The organism is Dyella terrae, from assembly GCF_004322705.1.
Lineage (GTDB): Bacteria > Pseudomonadota > Gammaproteobacteria > Xanthomonadales > Rhodanobacteraceae > Dyella_D > Dyella_D terrae.
This window is the reverse complement of sequence record NZ_SIZZ01000002.1, coordinates 852,662-870,273: the sequence shown is the minus strand read 5'-3', so window position 1 is coordinate 870,273 and position 17,612 is coordinate 852,662. Positions and strand designations below refer to the sequence as shown.

The window sequence follows — 17,612 nt, the reverse complement described above, 5'->3', positions numbered from 1 at the left end:
AAATCATTTCATTGGCGCATGTTCCGACGCCGCCGTACATTGGCTTCACCTACCTTCCGACCCGCCGTCCGAGTTCGCTCCGGCGCCCCACCCCCATGGAGGTCGACCATGCTCGATCGGATCTTCAACAACGCCGTGAACGTGCACGGCGAGCCCATTCGCCTTGCCGTCAAGGACGGCCGTCTTGTCGACGCCACGGACGCATCCGAGGCCCGCGAAACCATCGACCTCGCCGGGCGGCTCGTCCTGCCGGGCTTCGTCGACGGCCATATTCACCTGGACAAAAGCTTTGTCGGCGACACATGGAGACCACACGTCCCAGCCCACTCGCTGCGTGAACGACTGGCGGCGGAGAAGCAACTCCTGGCGACTGCGCGGCCCATGGTGGAGCGCGCGGACGCGTTGATTGCCCAGGCCGCAAGCTACGGCACGATGGCCATGCGCTGCCACGTCGACGTGGATGCCACGACCGGCCTTTCGCACTTGCATGCGGTCATGGAAGCGCGCAGCCGCTGGCTTGATCGGGTCGATATCGAAATCGTCGCGTTTCCGCAGGCGGGCGTGATGTCTTGTCCCGGCACGGCCGACGTGCTTCATGCCGCCATGCGCGAAGGTGCGACCGTCGTCGGCGGCATCGATCCCACGACGCTCGATGGCGATGCCGAAGGCCAGCTCGACGTGGTGTTCGGCGTGGCCGAACGCCACGACGCCAAGGTGGACATCCATCTGCACGAGCCGGGCATGCAAGGCATCGGGCAACTGCTGCGCATTGCCGCGCGCACGAAAGCGCTCGGCATGGCGGGACGCGTCGCCGTGAGCCATGCCTATGCGCTGGGCGACGTGACGCACGATGTGGTCGATCGCACCGCGCTGGCTCTGTCGGATGCCGGCGTGGCCATCATGACCAATGCGCCTGGCGACCGCGCTTTCCCGCCGGTGCTCCGACTTCGCGCGGCAGGCGTTCACGTTTTCAGCGGCAATGACAACATCCGCGATGCCTGGTGGCCTTACGGCAATGGCGACATGCTGCAGCGAGCCCAGCTTGTCGGCTATCGGTCGGGCTTCTATACGGACAGCGAACTGCTGGTCGCGCTGGACATGGCGACGCATGCCGGTGCCACCGTCATGGGCAAGGAAGGCTACGGCCTTCACGCGGGGAACGAGGCATCGTTCGTGGTTTTCGATGAGCCTAACGGGCCTGCCGCCGTGGCCGGCGCGCGAAGTGATCGGCAGATCGTGCATCGCGGCGAGTTCTGGGAATCACGCTGACGTTCAGCGCGGCCGCGCCGGACCACGCTTGTTTTCACGTCCGATCATCCGCCCCAGCTCGCGCCCGAGCTCCTGCACCATGGGATCGGCCGTTGCGCCGTGGAGCAGCGCGATATCCATGGTGTCGATCGCAGGGCCCCTGGCGACGATGCAACACGATGTGCCCGGCCGTCACTGCTCGCGCGGGCAGCAGGCTGATGCCGAGGCCTGCGGCAACCGCCGCCTGGACACCGGAAAGGCTGGTGCTCGAAAAGCTGATGCGCCAGCGTCGCCCCATGCGCTCAATCGCGCCGATCATGTCATCTCGATAGAGGCCGCGAGGCGGAAACGCTACGAGCGGCAGCGGATCGAGCTGAAAGGCGGGGCTCTTCGCACTGTCGATCCAGCGCATGGGCTCGGGCCAGCGGGCCACGGATTCACGCGAGTCGCGACGAAGCTTGACCAATGCCATATCCAGGTCACCGCGATCATAGGCATCCAGCAGATCGCGGCTCAGGCCTGCACTCACTTCAAGCTTGACGTGCGGATGGCGGCGACTGAAGGTCGCGAGCAACTCAGTCGTGCGGCCTGCAGCGAAATCTTCGGGTACGCCCAGCCGGATCGTCAGCGCGACAGCGGCGCCGGTCAGCGCATCGAGCAATGCATCGTTGAGCGTAAGTTGTCGACGCGCGTACGCCAGCACGGTTTCGCCGGCGTCAGTGGGGCGAACATCACCCTTGCCGCGCGTCAGAAGCACATATCCGGCCGCCTCTTCGAGACGCCGGATCCTCTGGCTCACCGTGGATTGCGTGGAATGCAGGCGAAGTGCTGCTGCTGTGAAGCTCCCACAGTCGGCAACCGTGACCAACGCGCGCAGCAGGTCCAGTTCGAAGAGCACCCTATTCGGTTTCGCACTGGCAGCCATGGATGCATTCACCTTTTGGATGACTGCGGCAGTATCGAACAAGGGCCATCCATCTGCACACGCGCCGTAGCAAGCCCTCGCCCGTGGCCAGGGATTGCCTCAGTAGCGGGGCACGCCCTCGACGTGGCACTGCTTGACCCACTTGTCCGCCGTGGCCGCGCCAGCGTCGTCGCCGGCGTGGAAGCGCAGCTCCTTGATGGTCTGCCAGTTGCGCGCGCACAGCGGGCCCAGGCGCGGCCCCAGCTCCCACGACTTGCGGGCGAGCTGTTCGGCGCGCGGGTAATCCTTCAGGCGAATCGCGACTTCTGCCCGTTCCTGCAGCAGGTCCGGCGAGTTGGGGCTGAGCTTGAGGGCCTGATCGAGCTTGTCCGCAGCGTCCTGGTACGCGCCACGACGCTCGTCGGCACCGGCACCATCCTGCAGCATCGTCACGCCCGGATCGCGCAGTGGGTTCACGTCGATGATCGATTTTTCGCGATCGCCTGCCGCGCGAATCGAAGCAATCATCTGGGCGTCCGACGGCACCGCGCGCGCCGGCTTTTCCGGTTCGGCGATCCTGGTGCACGCGGTGATGGCGAGACCAGCCACGACGGCGGTCAGGAGGACGGTGCGGGCAAGACGGTACGACATGATCAATCTCGGATGGGTTCGGGGTTGGCCGGCGCAGGGGCTTCGGTGTTTTCACCGCCGCCAAACCAGCTCTGCACACGCTGCCAGAAGCAGCCTTCGGTACTTTGCGGAAGTGTGCCTGCAATCACCGGCAATTGCCGCGCATTTCCGCATTGCGGATCCGTGCGCTTGCCGTCGGCGATCCAGGCCATTTCCAGGCCCTGGCCCGGCTCAGCGGGCAAGGCCCGCGTCGGCAGCTTGCGGAACAGCTCCTGCCAGGCGCGCAGGCTGCCGGTGGCGCCGTAGAGCCCGCTTGGCTTGTTGTCGTCGCGACCCATCCAGAACACGGCCAGGTGATCTTCGGTGAAGCCGGCGAACCAGCTGTCACGCATGTCGTTGCTGGTGCCGGTCTTGCCGGCGGCATTGAGATTGCCGAGGCCCGCGCGACCAATCGAGGCGGCCGTACCCGAACGCGCCACCTGCTGCATCGCCCAGGTCACCAGGCGCACCGCACCCTGGTATTCGCCCTGCCCGGTTTTCACTTCATAGCGCTTGATCGTCTGGCCCTTCGCGTCCACCACCCCGCGCACGGCGACGAGCGGCAGCGCATGGCCGTCGGCGGCGATGTACTGATAGAGCTGCGCGGTCTGCAGCGGCGAGAACCCCTGGGCACCCAGCAACAGGGACGGGCTCGGGTTGATATCGGTCATGCCGAACGATTCAAGGAAGGCCTTGATGCGCGGCACGCCGACTTCCAGGCCCAGGTGGATCGTGGCGAGGTTCCACGAATGCACCAGCGCGTCGACCATCGGCACCTCGCCATGCGAGTCGCCTTCGTCATTTTTCGGCGTCCACTGGGTGCCATCGGGCTGGCGCATGCTGATCGGCGAGTCATCGACGAGCGAGCCCAGGTTCCAGCGATCGGGTTGGGCAAGCGCCACCAGGTACACCAGCGGCTTGATCAGCGAGCCGATGGAACGCCGCGAGTCCAGCGCACGGTTGAAGCCCTGGTCACCCGGATCCTTGCTACCGACCACGGCCAGCACGCTGCCTGTCTGTGCCTCCGTGACGACGGCCGCTGCCTGCGCCGCATCACCGCGTTTGCCCAGCGCTTTCATCGTCGTGGCGATGGCCTGCTCGGTGTAGAGCTGCGCGGCGGGGTCGAGCGTGGTGAAGATGCTCAGGTTGCCTTCGCTGAGCGTGGTGTCATCGAAGTCGTTGGTGATCTGTCCGCGTACCAGCTGCATGAAGGCCGGAAAGCGGTTATGCGGCAATTGACCATTGGTGATGATGCCCAGCGGCGTCGCCTGCGCCGCCTTGGCTTCGTCAGCGCTCAACAGGCCCGTTTCGACGAACTGGCCGAGCACCAGGTTGCGACGCGTCAACGCACGGTCCGGATAACGACGCGGATCGTAGAAGCTCGGTCCCTTCACCATGCCGATAAGCAAGGCCATTTCCTGCGGACGCAGGTCTTCGATGCGACGTCCGAAATAGAACTCCGACGCGGCGGCGAAACCGTGCACCGCCTGGCTACCCTGCTGACCGAGGAACACCTCGTTGATGTAAGCCTCGAGGATGCGGCTCTTGTCGTAGTGCGCTTCGATCAGGATCGACATCAGCGCTTCGTTGAATTTGCGCGTGATGTTCTGGTCACGATCGAGGAACAGGTTGCGCACCAGCTGCTGCGTCAGCGTCGAACCGCCCTGCACCGTGTGGCCGGCTCGCAGATTGGCGAACGTCGCGCGCAGGATGGCGGAGAAATCGATGCCGATGTGATGCTTGAAGTCGCGGTCCTCGACCGCCTGCAGCCCCGCGATCAGCAACGGCGGCACGTCGCCGAGATGGACGATGCGGCGCTCTTCCTGTTGCGAGCCATACACCGTGGCGATACGCGCGGGATCCAGATGCGCCGAAGTGATCGCCTTGCCGGTGCCCAGATCCTTGACCGATGACACCTGCCCCTTGGACAGCACCACCTTGATGCGCTTCGGCAGCTCGCCCCCGTCGGGACCGGCATAACCTCGCGAGGAAATCGTGTAGGCCGCGCCGTCCTTCGCAAAGGTGCCGGCGACCTGGCCGTGACCGTCATTGCCGTAACCGGCGAAGGTCAGCTCCAGCTCCAGGGCCGCCGGGGACGTGGGGGCGCCGGGCTCAAGCGCCAGCGGTCGCGCATAAACGCGGGTGGGGACGGCGAAGACCAGATCGTTGAAGCGATCCTGCACGCGCTTGTTGAGCACCAGGGTGTAAGGGAGCACGAAGCCCACGAACAAGCCGAGGCAAATCCAGAACGGGATGCGCACCCAAGGCCAGACGGCGCTAGCGAACGAGCGAAGACGGGTCAGAAAGGCCAAGGCAGAGAATCCTGAACGATAAGGCCGCGATGATAGGGCCTGAAGACCGGCGGGCATCTGAACGCCGGCCCGTCTTCAGGGCGTCCGAAAGGGCCGCAAAATGGCGATTTGCGGGCAGCCCGGGGGGAAGGTGTCACAGGCCCCAGCAGGCGGGGTCGGGACGGAAGGGACGCGGGTGCACGCCCAGGGATGCTTCGAGCACGCTGTTGTCGGCAATCAGGTCACTGTTGAGACGCGCAACCGGCCCCCGCATCCATGGCACCGCCATCGCAATCAGCTCCAGTCCCGCTGCCGGCAAAGGCACAGGCAGCACCGTTCCGGGCACTGTCCGGCGCACGCGATCGAACATCTGTCCGGCCGTCAGGCGCTCACCGCCGCCGATGGGTACCACCTGCCCCGCGCAGGCACCAGTATCGATCGCCGCGAGAACGGCCTGCGCGATGTCATCGGCATGCACCGGCTGGCGAAGGCCTTTGCCCTGCGGCCAGGGAAAGACATGCGTACGCGCGGCGCGGCGGGCGATGGGGGTGAGGCTCTTGTCGCGCGCGGCGCCGTAAACGATGGTCGGGCGAAGAATCGTCCAACGAAAACCCCGGCGCTCGCAGGCTTGCGCCAGCTGCGATTCACCCTCGCGCAGGCGCTGGGCCAGCTCGCGTTCGGCGAGCACCGGCGAATCGATCTTCGTCGCCGCGCTCATGGAACTGGTCGCCACAACAAACGCATCGTCACGCAGCGGCGCCTGTTCCAGCCACGCGGCAAAGGGTGCAAGCGGTCCGAAACTGGCCGCGCAGTCGAATGACTTGTCCAGCGCCGGCGGCGTCCACGGCAGGTCGCCTTCCACCCAGGTGATGCCCGGCTCCGCCGGACGCGCCTTGCGGCTCACCGCGACGACGCCATCCTTGCGTGCCACCAGCCGCTTCAACAGGAAGTAGCCGATCTGGCTGCTGGCACCGAAAACAACGACGTCCCTGCTCGCACTTCCCGACGCCATGAACTCAACCGCCCGCCTGCAGATGCGCGACGACCGACGACAAGCGCGGATTGTCCGGCGCAAGCTTGCGTGCCTTGTCGATGGCCTGAGCGGCACCGGGGCGATTGCCACGCGCCAGTTGCTGCTCGGCCTGATCAAGCCAGGCACCGGCAAGGCGCTGGCGAAGCTCGGCCTGTCCCGCTTCCCCGGGCGAAAGGTCGCCGAGATCGGACAGGCGTTCGCTAGCCTGCGAGAGATTGCCATTGGCGATCGCCTGATTGAACTGGGCGATCGCGACGGCGGGCAGGTTCTGCAGGCCACGGCGTGCCGCTTCATTGTTGCCATCGATCGCCAGCGCACCGCGATACAGGTCGTACGCACTTTCGCCCGGCGGGAGCATGATGTTGCCTTGCCGCGCGGCGGCATCGGCACGCTGCACCATGCGCGCGAGTTCGCCGCTTTGCTGGGCCGTCAGGGGAGGATGGGTGTCTTCGCCTGCCTCCTGCGCAGCCGCGACGGGCTGGTCGGACGACGGGCGCTTGCCGAGATCGGCGAGGTGCGCTCGCGTCGCCGCCAGCTCCGCTGATTTCGGCGCCAGTTCCGCCGCCTGATCGAGCAGCTTTCGCGCCTGCGCTGTGTCGCCACCATCCAGGGCCGCGTTCGCCTGCACGATCAGCGCCTGGGCCACCTGCCCGAGGCCGGCCCTGGCGTCGTCGTTATCCGGATCGATGGCCAGCGCCGATTTGTAATAAGCCAGGGCTGTGTCGTCGCCAGGGCCGGCAATGCGGCCGGCGCGCAAGGCGTCATTGCCCTGCTTGATAGCGTCGGTGACATCGCCCGCATCGGCCTTGCGGTCCTGCACCAGTGCAGCGCGCAGCGACGGCAGCTCGCCGTAACCGGGCAACATCGCGGCAAGCTTGTCGACCTTGGCCTGCGCCGTCGCGCGATCGCCCGCTTCGATGGCCTTGCGTGCATCGCCAGACAACGCCTCGCCCACCTTGTCCAGGCCATGTGTCGCCACGGCATTGCCCGGCTCGGCGGCGAGCACCTTGATATAGAACGCGCCCGCCTCTTCGGCCTTGCCGTCGGCAAGCGCCTGCTGCGCCTGGCTGACCAGGGCATCGGTCTGCGTATTGGCACCACGCGCCTTGGCGATGGCCTGGCTCAGGCGATCCACGTCGCTGCCACCACCCAGGAGTTCGCGTGCGGCGTTGGTCGCCTGATCGGCTTCGTCGATCTTCCCGTTACGCAGCGCGGCATCGGCCCTGGCCACTTCGGCCAGGCCCACCTTGCGCAGGCCGTCGCGCGCACGATCGTTGTCCGGCTCCAGCCCACGCGCCGCTTCGAACAATTCACGGGCGCTGTTGCCGTCGGTGCCATCCAGGCGTCCTTCGGCAAGGGCCTGCTCCGCGCGGCCCAGCACATCATTGAGTTCCGTGGTGGGGACCATGCCGCGCAGGCGATCCTGCTGCAGCCAGAAGGTGACGCCCAGACCCATGACAACAAGCAGCAGGATCGGCCACAGCCAGCCGCGATGGCTGGACGTCTGACGGGGGCGATGCCGCGTCGGCGGTGCGCGGCGGCTTTCCGGATCGAGCGTCAGGGAAGGCAAGCCGTCCTCCGTACGCGACGGCGGCGGCTCGTCCAGGTGATCGATATCACCCAGCGTGGGTTCGGTCCGGTGATCGTGCGGGTCTTTGCGTCCGTTCATAGGCTGGCATCGCTGAATCGACCCACTTTAGCATCCTGAACGAAGGCTGCCGGCCGGGTGCCACCACCCGTTCAGCTGCCGCTGACGCGCCGTGCCTCGACGACGTTGGGCAGGGCGACCAGTCGACTGAGCAGGGTGGAGAGCTGCTCGAAGTCCTTCACCCGCAAGGTAAAGCGCATCTCCACCTCGCCGGTACGCGTAAAGACCCGACTGGACGAGGCAATGATGTTGGTGCCGGCGTTGCTGATGACGGTGGCGACGTCCTTCTGCAAACCCTTGCGATCGTAGCCGTGCAATTCCACGTCCACCTCGTAGGCTTGAGCGGACGCCCTGCCCCATTCCACATCAATGACGCGATCCGGATCGCGGCGGGCCAGCCGCGCCAGGCTCACGCAGTCCGCGCGATGCACCGAGACGCCGCGGCCTCGCGTGACGAATCCCCGCACCGCATCGCCCGGCAAAGGCTGGCAGCAGCGCGCCAGCGTCGTCAGCAGGTTGCCGACGCCTTCAATGCTTAGGGCACTGTGATCGAGCGTCTGGTGCCGCGATGTCACCGGCATCGCCGACTGCGTGACTTCGCTGGGCGCCTGCTGGGCCACCTGGGCCTCCTGCAGCGTGCGCGCGATCTGGCCGGTGGTGATCTCACCCAGCGCCAGCGCCACCATTACCTCGTCCAGGTGCTTGAGGTGGAAATGCGCGGGCAGTTTGGCGATATCCGCGGACGGAAGCGCCAGACGCTTCAGTTCGCGCTCCAGCATGGTGCGACCGGCGGCCAGGTTCGCATCGTGCGCGCTCTTGCGGAACCACGTGCGCACTTTTTCCCTGGCACGCGAGGTCTGCAGATAGCCATGATGCGCCGACAGCCAGTCACGGCTGGGCTCGGCCACCTTGCCGGTGAGGATCTCGATGCGGTCGCCACTGTGCGGCTGATGCGTCAGCGGCACGATACGGCCGTTGACTTTGGCGCCACGGCAGCGATGACCGACTTCCGTGTGCACGTGGTACGCGAAGTCCAGCACGGTGGCGCCGCGCGGCATGTCGATGACTTCGCCGCGAGGTGTCAGCACGTAAACCCGGTCTTCCATCAGCTCCGTATGGAGCTCAGCCGCCAGATCGCCTTCGCTGTCCGCCTTCGGCTCCAGCAATCGACGCATCCAGGCGATTTTTGCCTCGAATTCACTGTCGGCGCTGCCACCTTCCTTGTAGCGCCAGTGCGCCGCCACGCCGAGCTCGTTGACGCGGTGCATGTCGTGCGTGCGGATCTGCACTTCCAGCGTCTTGCCCTGCGGGCCGATCACCGCCGTATGCAGCGAGCGATAGTCGTTGCCTTTCGGGCGCGCGATGTAATCGTCGAACTCACCGGGAAGGTGCGGCCACAGCGCGTGCACGACGCCGAGCGCGCCATAGCAATCGGCGACGGAATTCACCAGCACGCGCACGGCGCGAATGTCGTAGAGGTCGGAAAACTCCAGCGACTTGCGCTGCATCTTTTTCCAGATCGAATAGATGTGCTTCGGACGACCGGCGAGATCGGCCTCGATGCCAGCGGCCTTGAGTGCACGGCGCAGCTCATCCAGCGACTCGCGGATGAACTCCTCGCGATCGGCACGACGCTCATCAAGCAGTTTGGCGATGCGCTTGTAGGTTTCCGGCTGCAGGTGGCGGAACGCCAGGTCCTCCAGCTCCCATTTGAGCTGCCAGATACCCAGGCGGTTGGCGAGCGGTGCGTGGATGTCGCGCGTCAGGCTGGCCAGCTCCCGGCGCTCGTCTTCAGGCAGCTGGCTGGCCCCGCGCATCCGCGCAAGCTGCCGAGCGAGCAGCACGAAGACCACGCGCAGGTCGCGAATGATGGCCAGCAACAAGCGACGCAACCCCTCGGCACTGCCCGGTTGCGTGCGCTGCGCATGCAGGGCCCAAACCTTTTCCGCGGCAAGCTGGCCGGCGACAAGGCGCTGGACGTCCGGGGGCAGCCGTGGCTCGTGCTCGGCCCACACCGCCGGTGCCACGCGCGCCACATCGAACCAGAGCGCCGCCGCCTGGGTCTGCGCATCGCAGCCCAGCATGGCCAGCAGGTCCAGGACGTCGACGCACTCGTGGGCATGGATGCGCTGCTGTTCTGCGACATCCAGCGCCTGCGCCAGCACGGCCGGCACCGATGCCGCGCGGTCACGCCACGCGGCGAGGCTCGAATTGGCGGCGGAAACGGCCTGGATCACGGGCGAAACGTCCTCGAATGCACGCGCATTGTAGTACGGGGGAATGAGCGATCTTGCCCCATGCGGGGCGGAACCGGTCAGGCGGTCAGGGCATCCAGGGCGCGCGCCAGTCGTTTGGCCGACACCGGCTCGGGCGTCTTCATCTCCTGGGCGAATAGCGAAACCCGCCACTCCTCGATCAACCAGCGTAGCTCGGCCAGGTCCGCCGCCGGCGTGCCACCCGCTCGATGACGCAGGTACTCACGCCAGTAGGGCAGCACCTGCAACATGCGCTGCTGGTCCTTGGTGGGGTCCTGACGCAGGCGCTCACCGCGCAGGCGCATGGCCTTCAGGTAGCGCGGAAAATGGGCCAGGCGCGAGGTCGGCAGCTCGCGCAGCACGCCGGGCGTCAGCAGGTTCTCCAGTTGCTCGCGCAGGTCGTCATAGCTGGCCCGGGCAAATCCCATCAGCGGGGGCTCCAGCCAGGGCTTCAGTTCCGCCTGCGCCTCGATGATGGGCTCGGCCAGTTTCAGGCGCTCGACACCCGCACCGAAGATCTCGCGCGCGGCATGCGTACGCAGCGACTCGAACGCGGCCGCGGTACGCACGTTCAGATCATGCCGCTCCAGCAGGTCGGTGAAGCCGCCTTCGGCCAGGTCCTCACGCAGTCCATCCACGCCACCCATCGGCGCATATTTCAGTGCCAGCGGATTGCTGATAGGCAGCCGGCGACGCGCCTGCTTCATGTCCGTGGCAATGGCATGACGAAGCAAGCGCACAACGCCAGCGCGATGGGCTTCGCGGGCTTCATCGCTGCGCTCGAAGACGCGCAATGCGACCGCCTCGCCAAGATCCACCAGCGCAGGGAATGCCATCAGGCCGCCCTCAGAGCGCACTTGCGCGGGAATCTCTTCGAAATCCCACTGCATGACATCTTCACGCGTGAGTTCGATATCGGTCTTGCGCGAAAAAGCTTCGCGCGCCTGGCCCTCCCATTGGCCGCGAAGCACCGACAGATCGCGCCCGGCTCCAAGCGTCCGGCCTTTCTCGTCGTGCAGGCGAAAGCGCATGGCGAAATGTGCGGGCAACTGCGCCGCATCGAACTCCTGAGCCCCCACATCAACACCCGTGGCGCGCTTGAGGAACGACGCCAGGGCTCGCGATAAAGGTTCGTCGCGGGGCACCTCGGCCTCGACAAACGCGCGCGCAAAATCCGGCGCCGGCACAAAGTTGCGGCGGAGTGGCTTGGGCAGCGCACGAATCAGCTCGGCGACTTTCTCAGCCAGCAGCCCGGGCACCAGCCATTCGCAACGCGCCGAGGGCAATGCATTGAGCATGGCCAGCGGCAGGTGAAGGGTCACGCCGTCGGCTTCATCGCCAGGTACGAAGCGATACTCGAGGCGATACCGCTGGGGAGGCAGCTCCAGCCAGGCCGGAAACGCCCTGGGGTCCAGCCCCGCGCCACCGACCAACACATCATCGATGGACCAGCGCAGCGCGGCTTGCTCCGCGGGGCGCGCCTGCCGATACCAGGCATCGAGCGCACGGCCGCTCGCAACATCCTGTGGCAGCTTGCCCTCGAAGAACGCGACAAGATCGTCTTCGTGGCGAATCAGGCCCTCGCGACGCTGTCGGGCCTCGATGCCCTGCGCATCTTCCATCACGCGCTGGTTGGCGCGGATAAAGTCCGCGCGCGCGTCGATGTCGCCGCGCACGAGCGCCTCGCGCAGGAAAATCGCATGGGCGAGCGGTGGATCCTGCAACTGGAAGGTCACCGGGCGACGCTCGACCAATGTCAGCCCGAAAAGGCTCACCTGCTCGTACGCCACCACGGTGCCGCGCTTGCGCGACCAATGCGGATCGCGACAGGCACTGCGCAACAAATGCCCGGCCTGCTGTTCGATCCACACCGGCTCGACGCGGGCGCACATCATGCCCCACACCTTGCCACCCACGTCGAGGATCTGCGCGGCGAAAACCCAGTTCGGCGGCACCTTCGACAGCGACGAACCGGGGAACACCTGGAAGCGGCGCTCGCGCGTGCTTCGATAGATGCCCTTCTCGTCCTTGTGGCCGACCTGCGTCGGGAGACCGGAAAGCAGGCTGCGATGAATCGCTTCGTAGCGAAGATCCTCTTCGCTCACCTTGCCCGTGGAAACGGCGTCGCCAGCCTTCAGGGTAAGCGGCGCCTTTTCACTGGCGGCACCCTTCCTTGCCACGACTGGTTTCCGGGAAGGACGGTCGCCGGGCGGCGGCTCCACGGCGCCGGCCCTGGCCTCCAGCTTCCACCCCAGCTCCTGCACCACCAGCAAGAGCTGCCGATGCAATTCACGCCACTCGCGCATGCGCATGAAACTGAGGAAGTGGCGCGAACACCAGTCGCGCAGCTTCGACTGCGTCAGGTCCTCGTGCGCCTTGTCGTAGTCGCGCCAAAGGTTCAGCACCCCGACAAAATCGGACTTTGGATCGGCAAACGCCGCATGCGCCGCATCGGCCTGCTGACGCGCATCCGCCGGGCGTTCGCGCGGATCCTGGATGCTCAGGAAAGAGACAACGATCAGCACGTCGCGCAGGCTCAGCAGCTTCTGTGCTTCCACCAGCATGCGCGCCAGCTGCACATCGATCGGCAAGCGAGCCAGCGTACGCCCGATGGCAGTGAGATGGCGTTGCTCGTCGATCGCGGAAATCTCCGCCAACCGGCGATATCCATCTGCCACCACGCGCGGATCGGGTGCCTCCAGGAACGGAAACTGATCGACGTCACCCAACTGCAGGCTGAGCATGCGCAGGATGACGTTGGCGAGCGACGAACGCAGCAGCTCCGGATCGGTATATTCGGCGCGGCTGTGGAAATCGGCCTCGTCATAGAGGCGATAGCAGATGCCCGGCCCCACGCGCCCGCAACGGCCCTTGCGCTGATCGGCCGCGGCCTGGGAAACCGGCTCGACATGCAGGCGTTCAAGCTGGCTACGCTGGCTGTAACGTTTGACGCGCGCTTGCCCGCTGTCGATGACGTAGCGGATGCGCGGCACCGTCAGCGAGGTTTCCGCCACGTTGGTGGCAAGCACCACGCGGCGCTTGGTTCCTGGCTTGAAAACACGATCCTGGTCGCCGGCGGACAGGCGCGCGTAGAGCGGCAGGATTTCTGTCTCGCGGTACTGACGTCGCGAAAGCAGCAGATGCGCGTCGCGAATTTCGCGTTCACCCGGCAGGAATACCAGCACGTCGCCGCGCGGGTCGTCGCGCGTGATGTCGTCAAGCACGGCCGCCACATGGTCGGCACTGCCCTGCTGCATGTCGCGGCCAGTGCGCTGGGTCCCCAGCGCCTCCACGGAGCGCCAGCGCACTTCCACCGGATACGTGCGCCCTTCCACCGACACCACCGGTGCATCGCCAAAGTGTTCGGCAAAGCGCTCGGTATCGATCGTGGCCGAGGTGACGATGATTTTGAGATCGGGCCGCTTCACCGCCAGGCGCTTGAGATAGCCCAGCAGGAAATCGATGTTGAGGCTGCGTTCGTGCGCCTCGTCGATGATGATGGTGTCGTAGGCCGACAGCCAGGGATCACCCTGTGTCTCGGCCAGCAGGATGCCGTCGGTCATGAATTTGACGAGGGTGCGATCCGACACCTGATCCGTAAAGCGCACCTGGAAACCGACCTGGTCGCCCAGGTTCGTGCCCAGCTCCTCCGCCACGCGCCGCGCCACCGAATGCGCCGCCAGGCGACGCGGCTGGGTGCAGCCGATCATGCCGGCCTCGCCCCGCCCGGCGGCCAGGCACAGCTTCGGCAATTGCGTCGTCTTGCCCGAACCCGTCTCACCGGCGATGACCACCACCTGGTGTTCGCGGATCAGCTTGACGATGTCCTCGGCCCGCGCGCTGACCGGCAGCGATTCATCGAGCTTGATCGCCGGCTTGGCCTCGGCACGCGCGCGGCGTCTTGTCGCGGACACCTCGATATCGGCGACCAGCGCCTGCAGTTTCTTGTCATCGGGCCGGCGCGACAGCCCGCGCCAGCGACCGAGCAAACGGCCGAAGTCGCGACTGCTGACAGCGTCCAGCGCCTTGCGCAACTCGCGCAGGCGGCGTTCTGACGGGTGATTCGAGGTGGGAGCAGAGTCATTCATGGGACTGGACATGATAGCTGGTGGCTATCGGGAACATCGAAAGGATTCATTTTTCCCTAACGGCTGGCCCGGCTAAGCTCGATCCAGATTCCGCTTTTTCAACCTTGGAAGGAGAAAAACCATGGGTATTTCCATCGGCATCGAGAAAAAGGACCGCGAGAAGATCGCCGGGCAGCTGTCCAAGCTGCTTGCCGACACGTATTCGCTGTACCTGAAGACCCACAGCTTCCACTGGAACATCACCGGCCCGCAGTTCAACAGCCTGCACACGATGTTCGAGACCCAGTACAACGAGCTGTGGCTGGCCGCCGACGAAGTGGCCGAGCGCATCCGCACCCTGGACGTGTTCGCCCCCGGCTCCTACAGCCAGTTCGGCAAGCTGACCACCATCAAGGAAGAATCCGGCGTACCGGAGTGGAAGGACATGGTCGGGCAGCTGGTCGAAGGCCATGAAATCGCCGCCCATACGGCCCGCCAGGTCATCAAGGTGGCCGACGAGGCGGGCGACGAAGGCACGGCCGACATTGTCACCGGCCGCCTGAAAGAGCATGAAAAGACCGCCTGGATGCTGCGCTCGCTCCTCGCGTAAGGCCAGCTCCCGTGAACAGGGGCCGGGAGAGTCTCCGCACCCTTTGCGGCCCTTGCGCACCCGCCGGATCACTTTCGGACACCCCGGCCCCTGACCTCACCCTGACCATCGCCCCAAGGCTTTTCTTGAGCGATTGTCCGTGCCTCGGTAAGCTCCTCGGGCTTTAAGGGCCTCGTGTTGTGAGGCATTCACGGGGATCGTTCTTGAGCGCCAAAGCAGCCAACCAGGATAGCCGGCACCCGCTGCTTGCAGCCTTCCTGCTCGCCATGGTCGTGGCGGCCATGAACATCGCCCTGTGGTGGGGCGGCAATTACCCCCACGGCCCGGATGACTGGAAGGGCCCGATCGGCGGTTTCGCCCTGTCGGCCTTCCAGCGCTATCAGAACCCGCTCAAGAACGACTTCCCCAGCGAAGAGGAAATCGACGGCGACCTGAAGCTGATCAAGCGCTATTCGCCGCGCATCCGCACCTACTCCACGCTGCAGAACCCCCAGGTCTATCGCCTGGCCGAGAAGGAAGGCCTGGACGTCATGGCCGGCGCCTGGATCGACCGCCGCCTGGACAACAACGAGCTGGAACTGGAAGGACTGATCGCCCAGGCCCGCCGTTACCCCAATTCGATTTCCCGCGTGATCGTCGGCAACGAAGTCCTGTTCCGCAACGACATCCCGCCGGAACAGCTGATGGCGTACGCCGACCGTGCCCGCGCGGCGCTGAAACAGCCCGTGTCGATCGCCGAGCCGTGGCATATCTGGGCCAAGTACCCGGAACTGGCCGACCACGTGGACTTCATCACCGTCCACCTTTTCCCCTACTGGAACGGTCGCCCGCGCTCGGAAGGCATCGACGACGCGATGGGCAACTATCGCTATCTGAAGCAGCTGTTCCCGAACAAGCACATCGTCATCGGCGAAATCGGCTGGCCATCGAACGGCGACCGCTTCCAGTACGCCAAGCCGTCGGTATCCGACGAGGCCATCTTCCTGCGCCAGTGGTTCAACAAGGCGAAGGCGGAAGGCATCGACTACTACATCATGGAAGCCTTCGATCAGCCCTGGAAGGAAAAGCTCTCCGGGCGCACCGAGGCTTACTGGGGCGTGTTCAACGCCGATCGCCAGCTCAAGTTCCCGTTCACGGGCCCCGTGACGGAAGACGTCGCATGGCCGTGGAAAGCCCTCGCGGCCAGCCTGCTGGCGCTGGTGCCGATGATCTGGTTTGCGCGTCGTTACAGCCGCTTCAAGCTCACGGGCCGCTTCTTCTTCTGCGCGCTGATCCAGCTGGCTTGCGGCCTGATCGTCTGGTCGGCCACCTTGCCCTTCAACTTCTACCTGAGCTGGATCGACTGGACCATGCTGGTCCTGCTGTTCCCGGCCCAGATCGCCATCCTCGGCATCCTGCTGATCAACGGCTTCGAATTCACCGAGGTGCTGTGGAGCCGTGGCTGGGTGCGCCATGCGGGCATGCTGCGCCCCGATCCGCCGGCCAAGCAGCCGTTCGTGTCGATCCACCTGGCCTGCTACAACGAACCACCGGAGATGGTCTTCGTCACCCTCGACTCCCTGGCGAAGCTCGACTACGAAAACTATGAAGTCCTGGTGCTGGACAACAACACCAAGGACCCGGCCATCTGGAAGCCGGTGCAGGAGTACTGCGAGAAGCTCGGCAGCCGCTTCCGCTTCTTCCACCTGGAACCGTGGCCGGGCTTCAAGGCCGGTGCGCTCAACTTTGGCCTGAAGGAAACCGACCCCAGTGCCGATGTGGTGGCCGTCATCGACGCCGACTACGTGGTGCGCGAAGACTGGCTGTCCACCCTCACCGGCTACTTCCACGACCCGAAGGTGGCCGTGGTGCAGTGTCCGCAGGCCCATCGCGACTTCGAGCACAACCGTTTCCGCCGCATGACCGCATGGGAGTTCGACGGCTTCTTCCGCATCGGCATGCACCATCGCAACGAGCGCAACGCGATCATCCAGCATGGCACCATGACGATGGTCCGCCGCTCCGCGCTGGAAGGCACGGGCGGCTGGTCCGAGTGGACGATCTGCGAAGACGCCGAGCTTGGCCTGCGCCTGATGCACGCCGGCTACGAGCTGGTCTACGTCGACGAGCTCATGGGCAAGGGCCTGACCCCGGCCGACTTCAAGGCCTACAAGAGCCAGCGCTATCGCTGGGCCTTCGGCGCCATGCAGATCCTCAAGGGCCGCTGGGACTGGATGACCAAGAAGGGCCCGCTTTCGGGCGGCCAGCGCTTCCACTTCCTCACCGGCTGGTTCAGCTGGTTCGCCGATGCCCTGCACCTGATATTCACGCTCATGGCCATTTTCTGGACCGCGGGCATGGTGGGCGCGCCGAGCCTGTTCAACCTGCCAATGCAGCTCTTCCTGATCCCGGTCATCGGCTTCTTCTTCGCCAAGGCCATCTTCGGCATCGTGCTCTACCGCGCACGCGTCCCCTGCGGCTGGTACGACACCCTGATGGCCTCCGTGGCCAGCATGGGCCTGTCACACGCCATTGCACGCGGCATCCTGCATGGGTTGACCCGTGAGAAGACCTCGTTCGTGGTGACTGCCAAGAGCCGCCGCATTGGCGGCAGCAACTTCGCGGCCTTCGCTCCGGTGCGCGAAGAGTTGCTGATGGCCTGCGCCCTGATGCTCTGCATCATCGGCATGGCCATGGCTTATGGCTCGGGCTACCTCGAAAGCAAGCTGTGGATGTTCATCCTGGCTGCGCAGTCCATTCCGTACGTCTCGGCTGTCGCCGGTGCCTGGATTGCCCACAAGGCAGGCGATAAGGCGGGGTGAGAGCGGTGAACGGTAAACGGTGAACAGGTAAAAGCGGGCTCCCGCAAGCCTTCTCCGCTCGTCCGCTTACCGTTCACTGTTCCTCC

Annotated in this window: 10 protein-coding genes; 3 read left to right on the top strand and 7 right to left on the bottom strand. The window is 65.5% G+C overall.

Annotated elements, in window-relative coordinates; all coding sequences use genetic code 11:
* The first annotated feature begins 108 nt into the window (after window positions 1-108).
* Entirely contained in the window at window positions 109-1,269 is a 1,161-nt protein-coding gene (locus EYV96_RS14625; RefSeq protein ID WP_131152263.1) for an amidohydrolase family protein, read from the top strand.
* Window positions 1,270-1,303: 34 nt separating this feature from the next.
* On the opposite strand, the gene EYV96_RS14620 is transcribed toward EYV96_RS14625, so the two are convergent.
* The 7 genes from EYV96_RS14620 to hrpA all read right to left on the bottom strand — a co-directional run bounded on the left by EYV96_RS14620 (window position 1,304) and on the right by hrpA (window position 14,136).
* On the bottom strand, window positions 1,304-2,173 hold the full coding sequence (locus EYV96_RS14620) for a LysR family transcriptional regulator (RefSeq protein WP_240732577.1): 870 nt from the start codon (window positions 2,171-2,173) through the stop codon (window positions 1,304-1,306).
* Between the two features lie 99 nt (window positions 2,174-2,272).
* Window positions 2,273-2,803, bottom strand: a complete 531-nt coding sequence (locus tag EYV96_RS14615; RefSeq protein ID WP_131152262.1) for a tetratricopeptide repeat protein — start codon at window positions 2,801-2,803, stop codon at window positions 2,273-2,275.
* Between the two features lie 2 nt (window positions 2,804-2,805).
* Window positions 2,806-5,133: a penicillin-binding protein 1B gene (gene mrcB, locus EYV96_RS14610; protein ID WP_131152261.1), complete on the bottom strand. Its 2,328-nt coding sequence runs from the start codon at window positions 5,131-5,133 to the stop codon at window positions 2,806-2,808.
* 133 nt (window positions 5,134-5,266) lie between these two features.
* Entirely contained in the window at window positions 5,267-6,124 is an 858-nt protein-coding gene (locus EYV96_RS14605) for an SDR family oxidoreductase (protein WP_131152260.1), read from the bottom strand.
* Between the two features lie 4 nt (window positions 6,125-6,128).
* Complete coding sequence (locus EYV96_RS14600; protein WP_131152259.1) at window positions 6,129-7,814, bottom strand: tetratricopeptide repeat protein; 1,686 nt, start codon at window positions 7,812-7,814, stop codon at window positions 6,129-6,131.
* Window positions 7,815-7,885: 71 nt separating this feature from the next.
* Complete coding sequence (locus EYV96_RS14595; RefSeq protein ID WP_131152258.1) at window positions 7,886-10,030, bottom strand: RelA/SpoT family protein; 2,145 nt, start codon at window positions 10,028-10,030, stop codon at window positions 7,886-7,888.
* Window positions 10,031-10,107: 77 nt separating this feature from the next.
* Window positions 10,108-14,136: an ATP-dependent RNA helicase HrpA gene (hrpA, locus tag EYV96_RS14590; protein WP_131152257.1), complete on the bottom strand. Its 4,029-nt coding sequence runs from the start codon at window positions 14,134-14,136 to the stop codon at window positions 10,108-10,110.
* Window positions 14,137-14,257: 121 nt separating this feature from the next.
* Between hrpA and EYV96_RS14585 the strand changes: the two genes are divergently transcribed.
* Window positions 14,258-14,725 carry a Dps family protein gene (locus EYV96_RS14585; RefSeq protein ID WP_131152256.1) on the top strand — a complete coding sequence of 156 codons (468 nt, stop codon included), beginning with the start codon at window positions 14,258-14,260 and terminating at the stop codon, window positions 14,723-14,725.
* Between the two features lie 203 nt (window positions 14,726-14,928).
* Window positions 14,929-17,526, top strand: coding sequence for a glycosyltransferase family 2 protein (locus EYV96_RS14580; protein WP_131152255.1), 2,598 nt, complete (start codon window positions 14,929-14,931; stop codon window positions 17,524-17,526).
* The last annotated feature ends 86 nt before the right edge of the window (window positions 17,527-17,612 follow it).

Excerpts from the sequence above, each read along its gene's own strand:
- EYV96_RS14585 (WP_131152256.1), top strand. The coding sequence starts at position 14,258 with ATGGGTATTTCCATCGGCATCGAGAAAAAGGACCGCGAGAAGATCGCC.
- EYV96_RS14620 (WP_240732577.1), bottom strand. The coding sequence starts at position 2,173 with ATGGCTGCCAGTGCGAAACCGAATAGGGTGCTCTTCGAACTGGACCTG.
- hrpA (WP_131152257.1), bottom strand. The coding sequence starts at position 14,136 with ATGAATGACTCTGCTCCCACCTCGAATCACCCGTCAGAACGCCGCCTG.
- EYV96_RS14600 (WP_131152259.1), bottom strand. The coding sequence starts at position 7,814 with ATGAACGGACGCAAAGACCCGCACGATCACCGGACCGAACCCACGCTG.
- EYV96_RS14625 (WP_131152263.1), top strand. The coding sequence starts at position 109 with ATGCTCGATCGGATCTTCAACAACGCCGTGAACGTGCACGGCGAGCCC.
- EYV96_RS14605 (WP_131152260.1), bottom strand. The coding sequence starts at position 6,124 with ATGGCGTCGGGAAGTGCGAGCAGGGACGTCGTTGTTTTCGGTGCCAGC.
- EYV96_RS14615 (WP_131152262.1), bottom strand. The coding sequence starts at position 2,803 with ATGTCGTACCGTCTTGCCCGCACCGTCCTCCTGACCGCCGTCGTGGCT.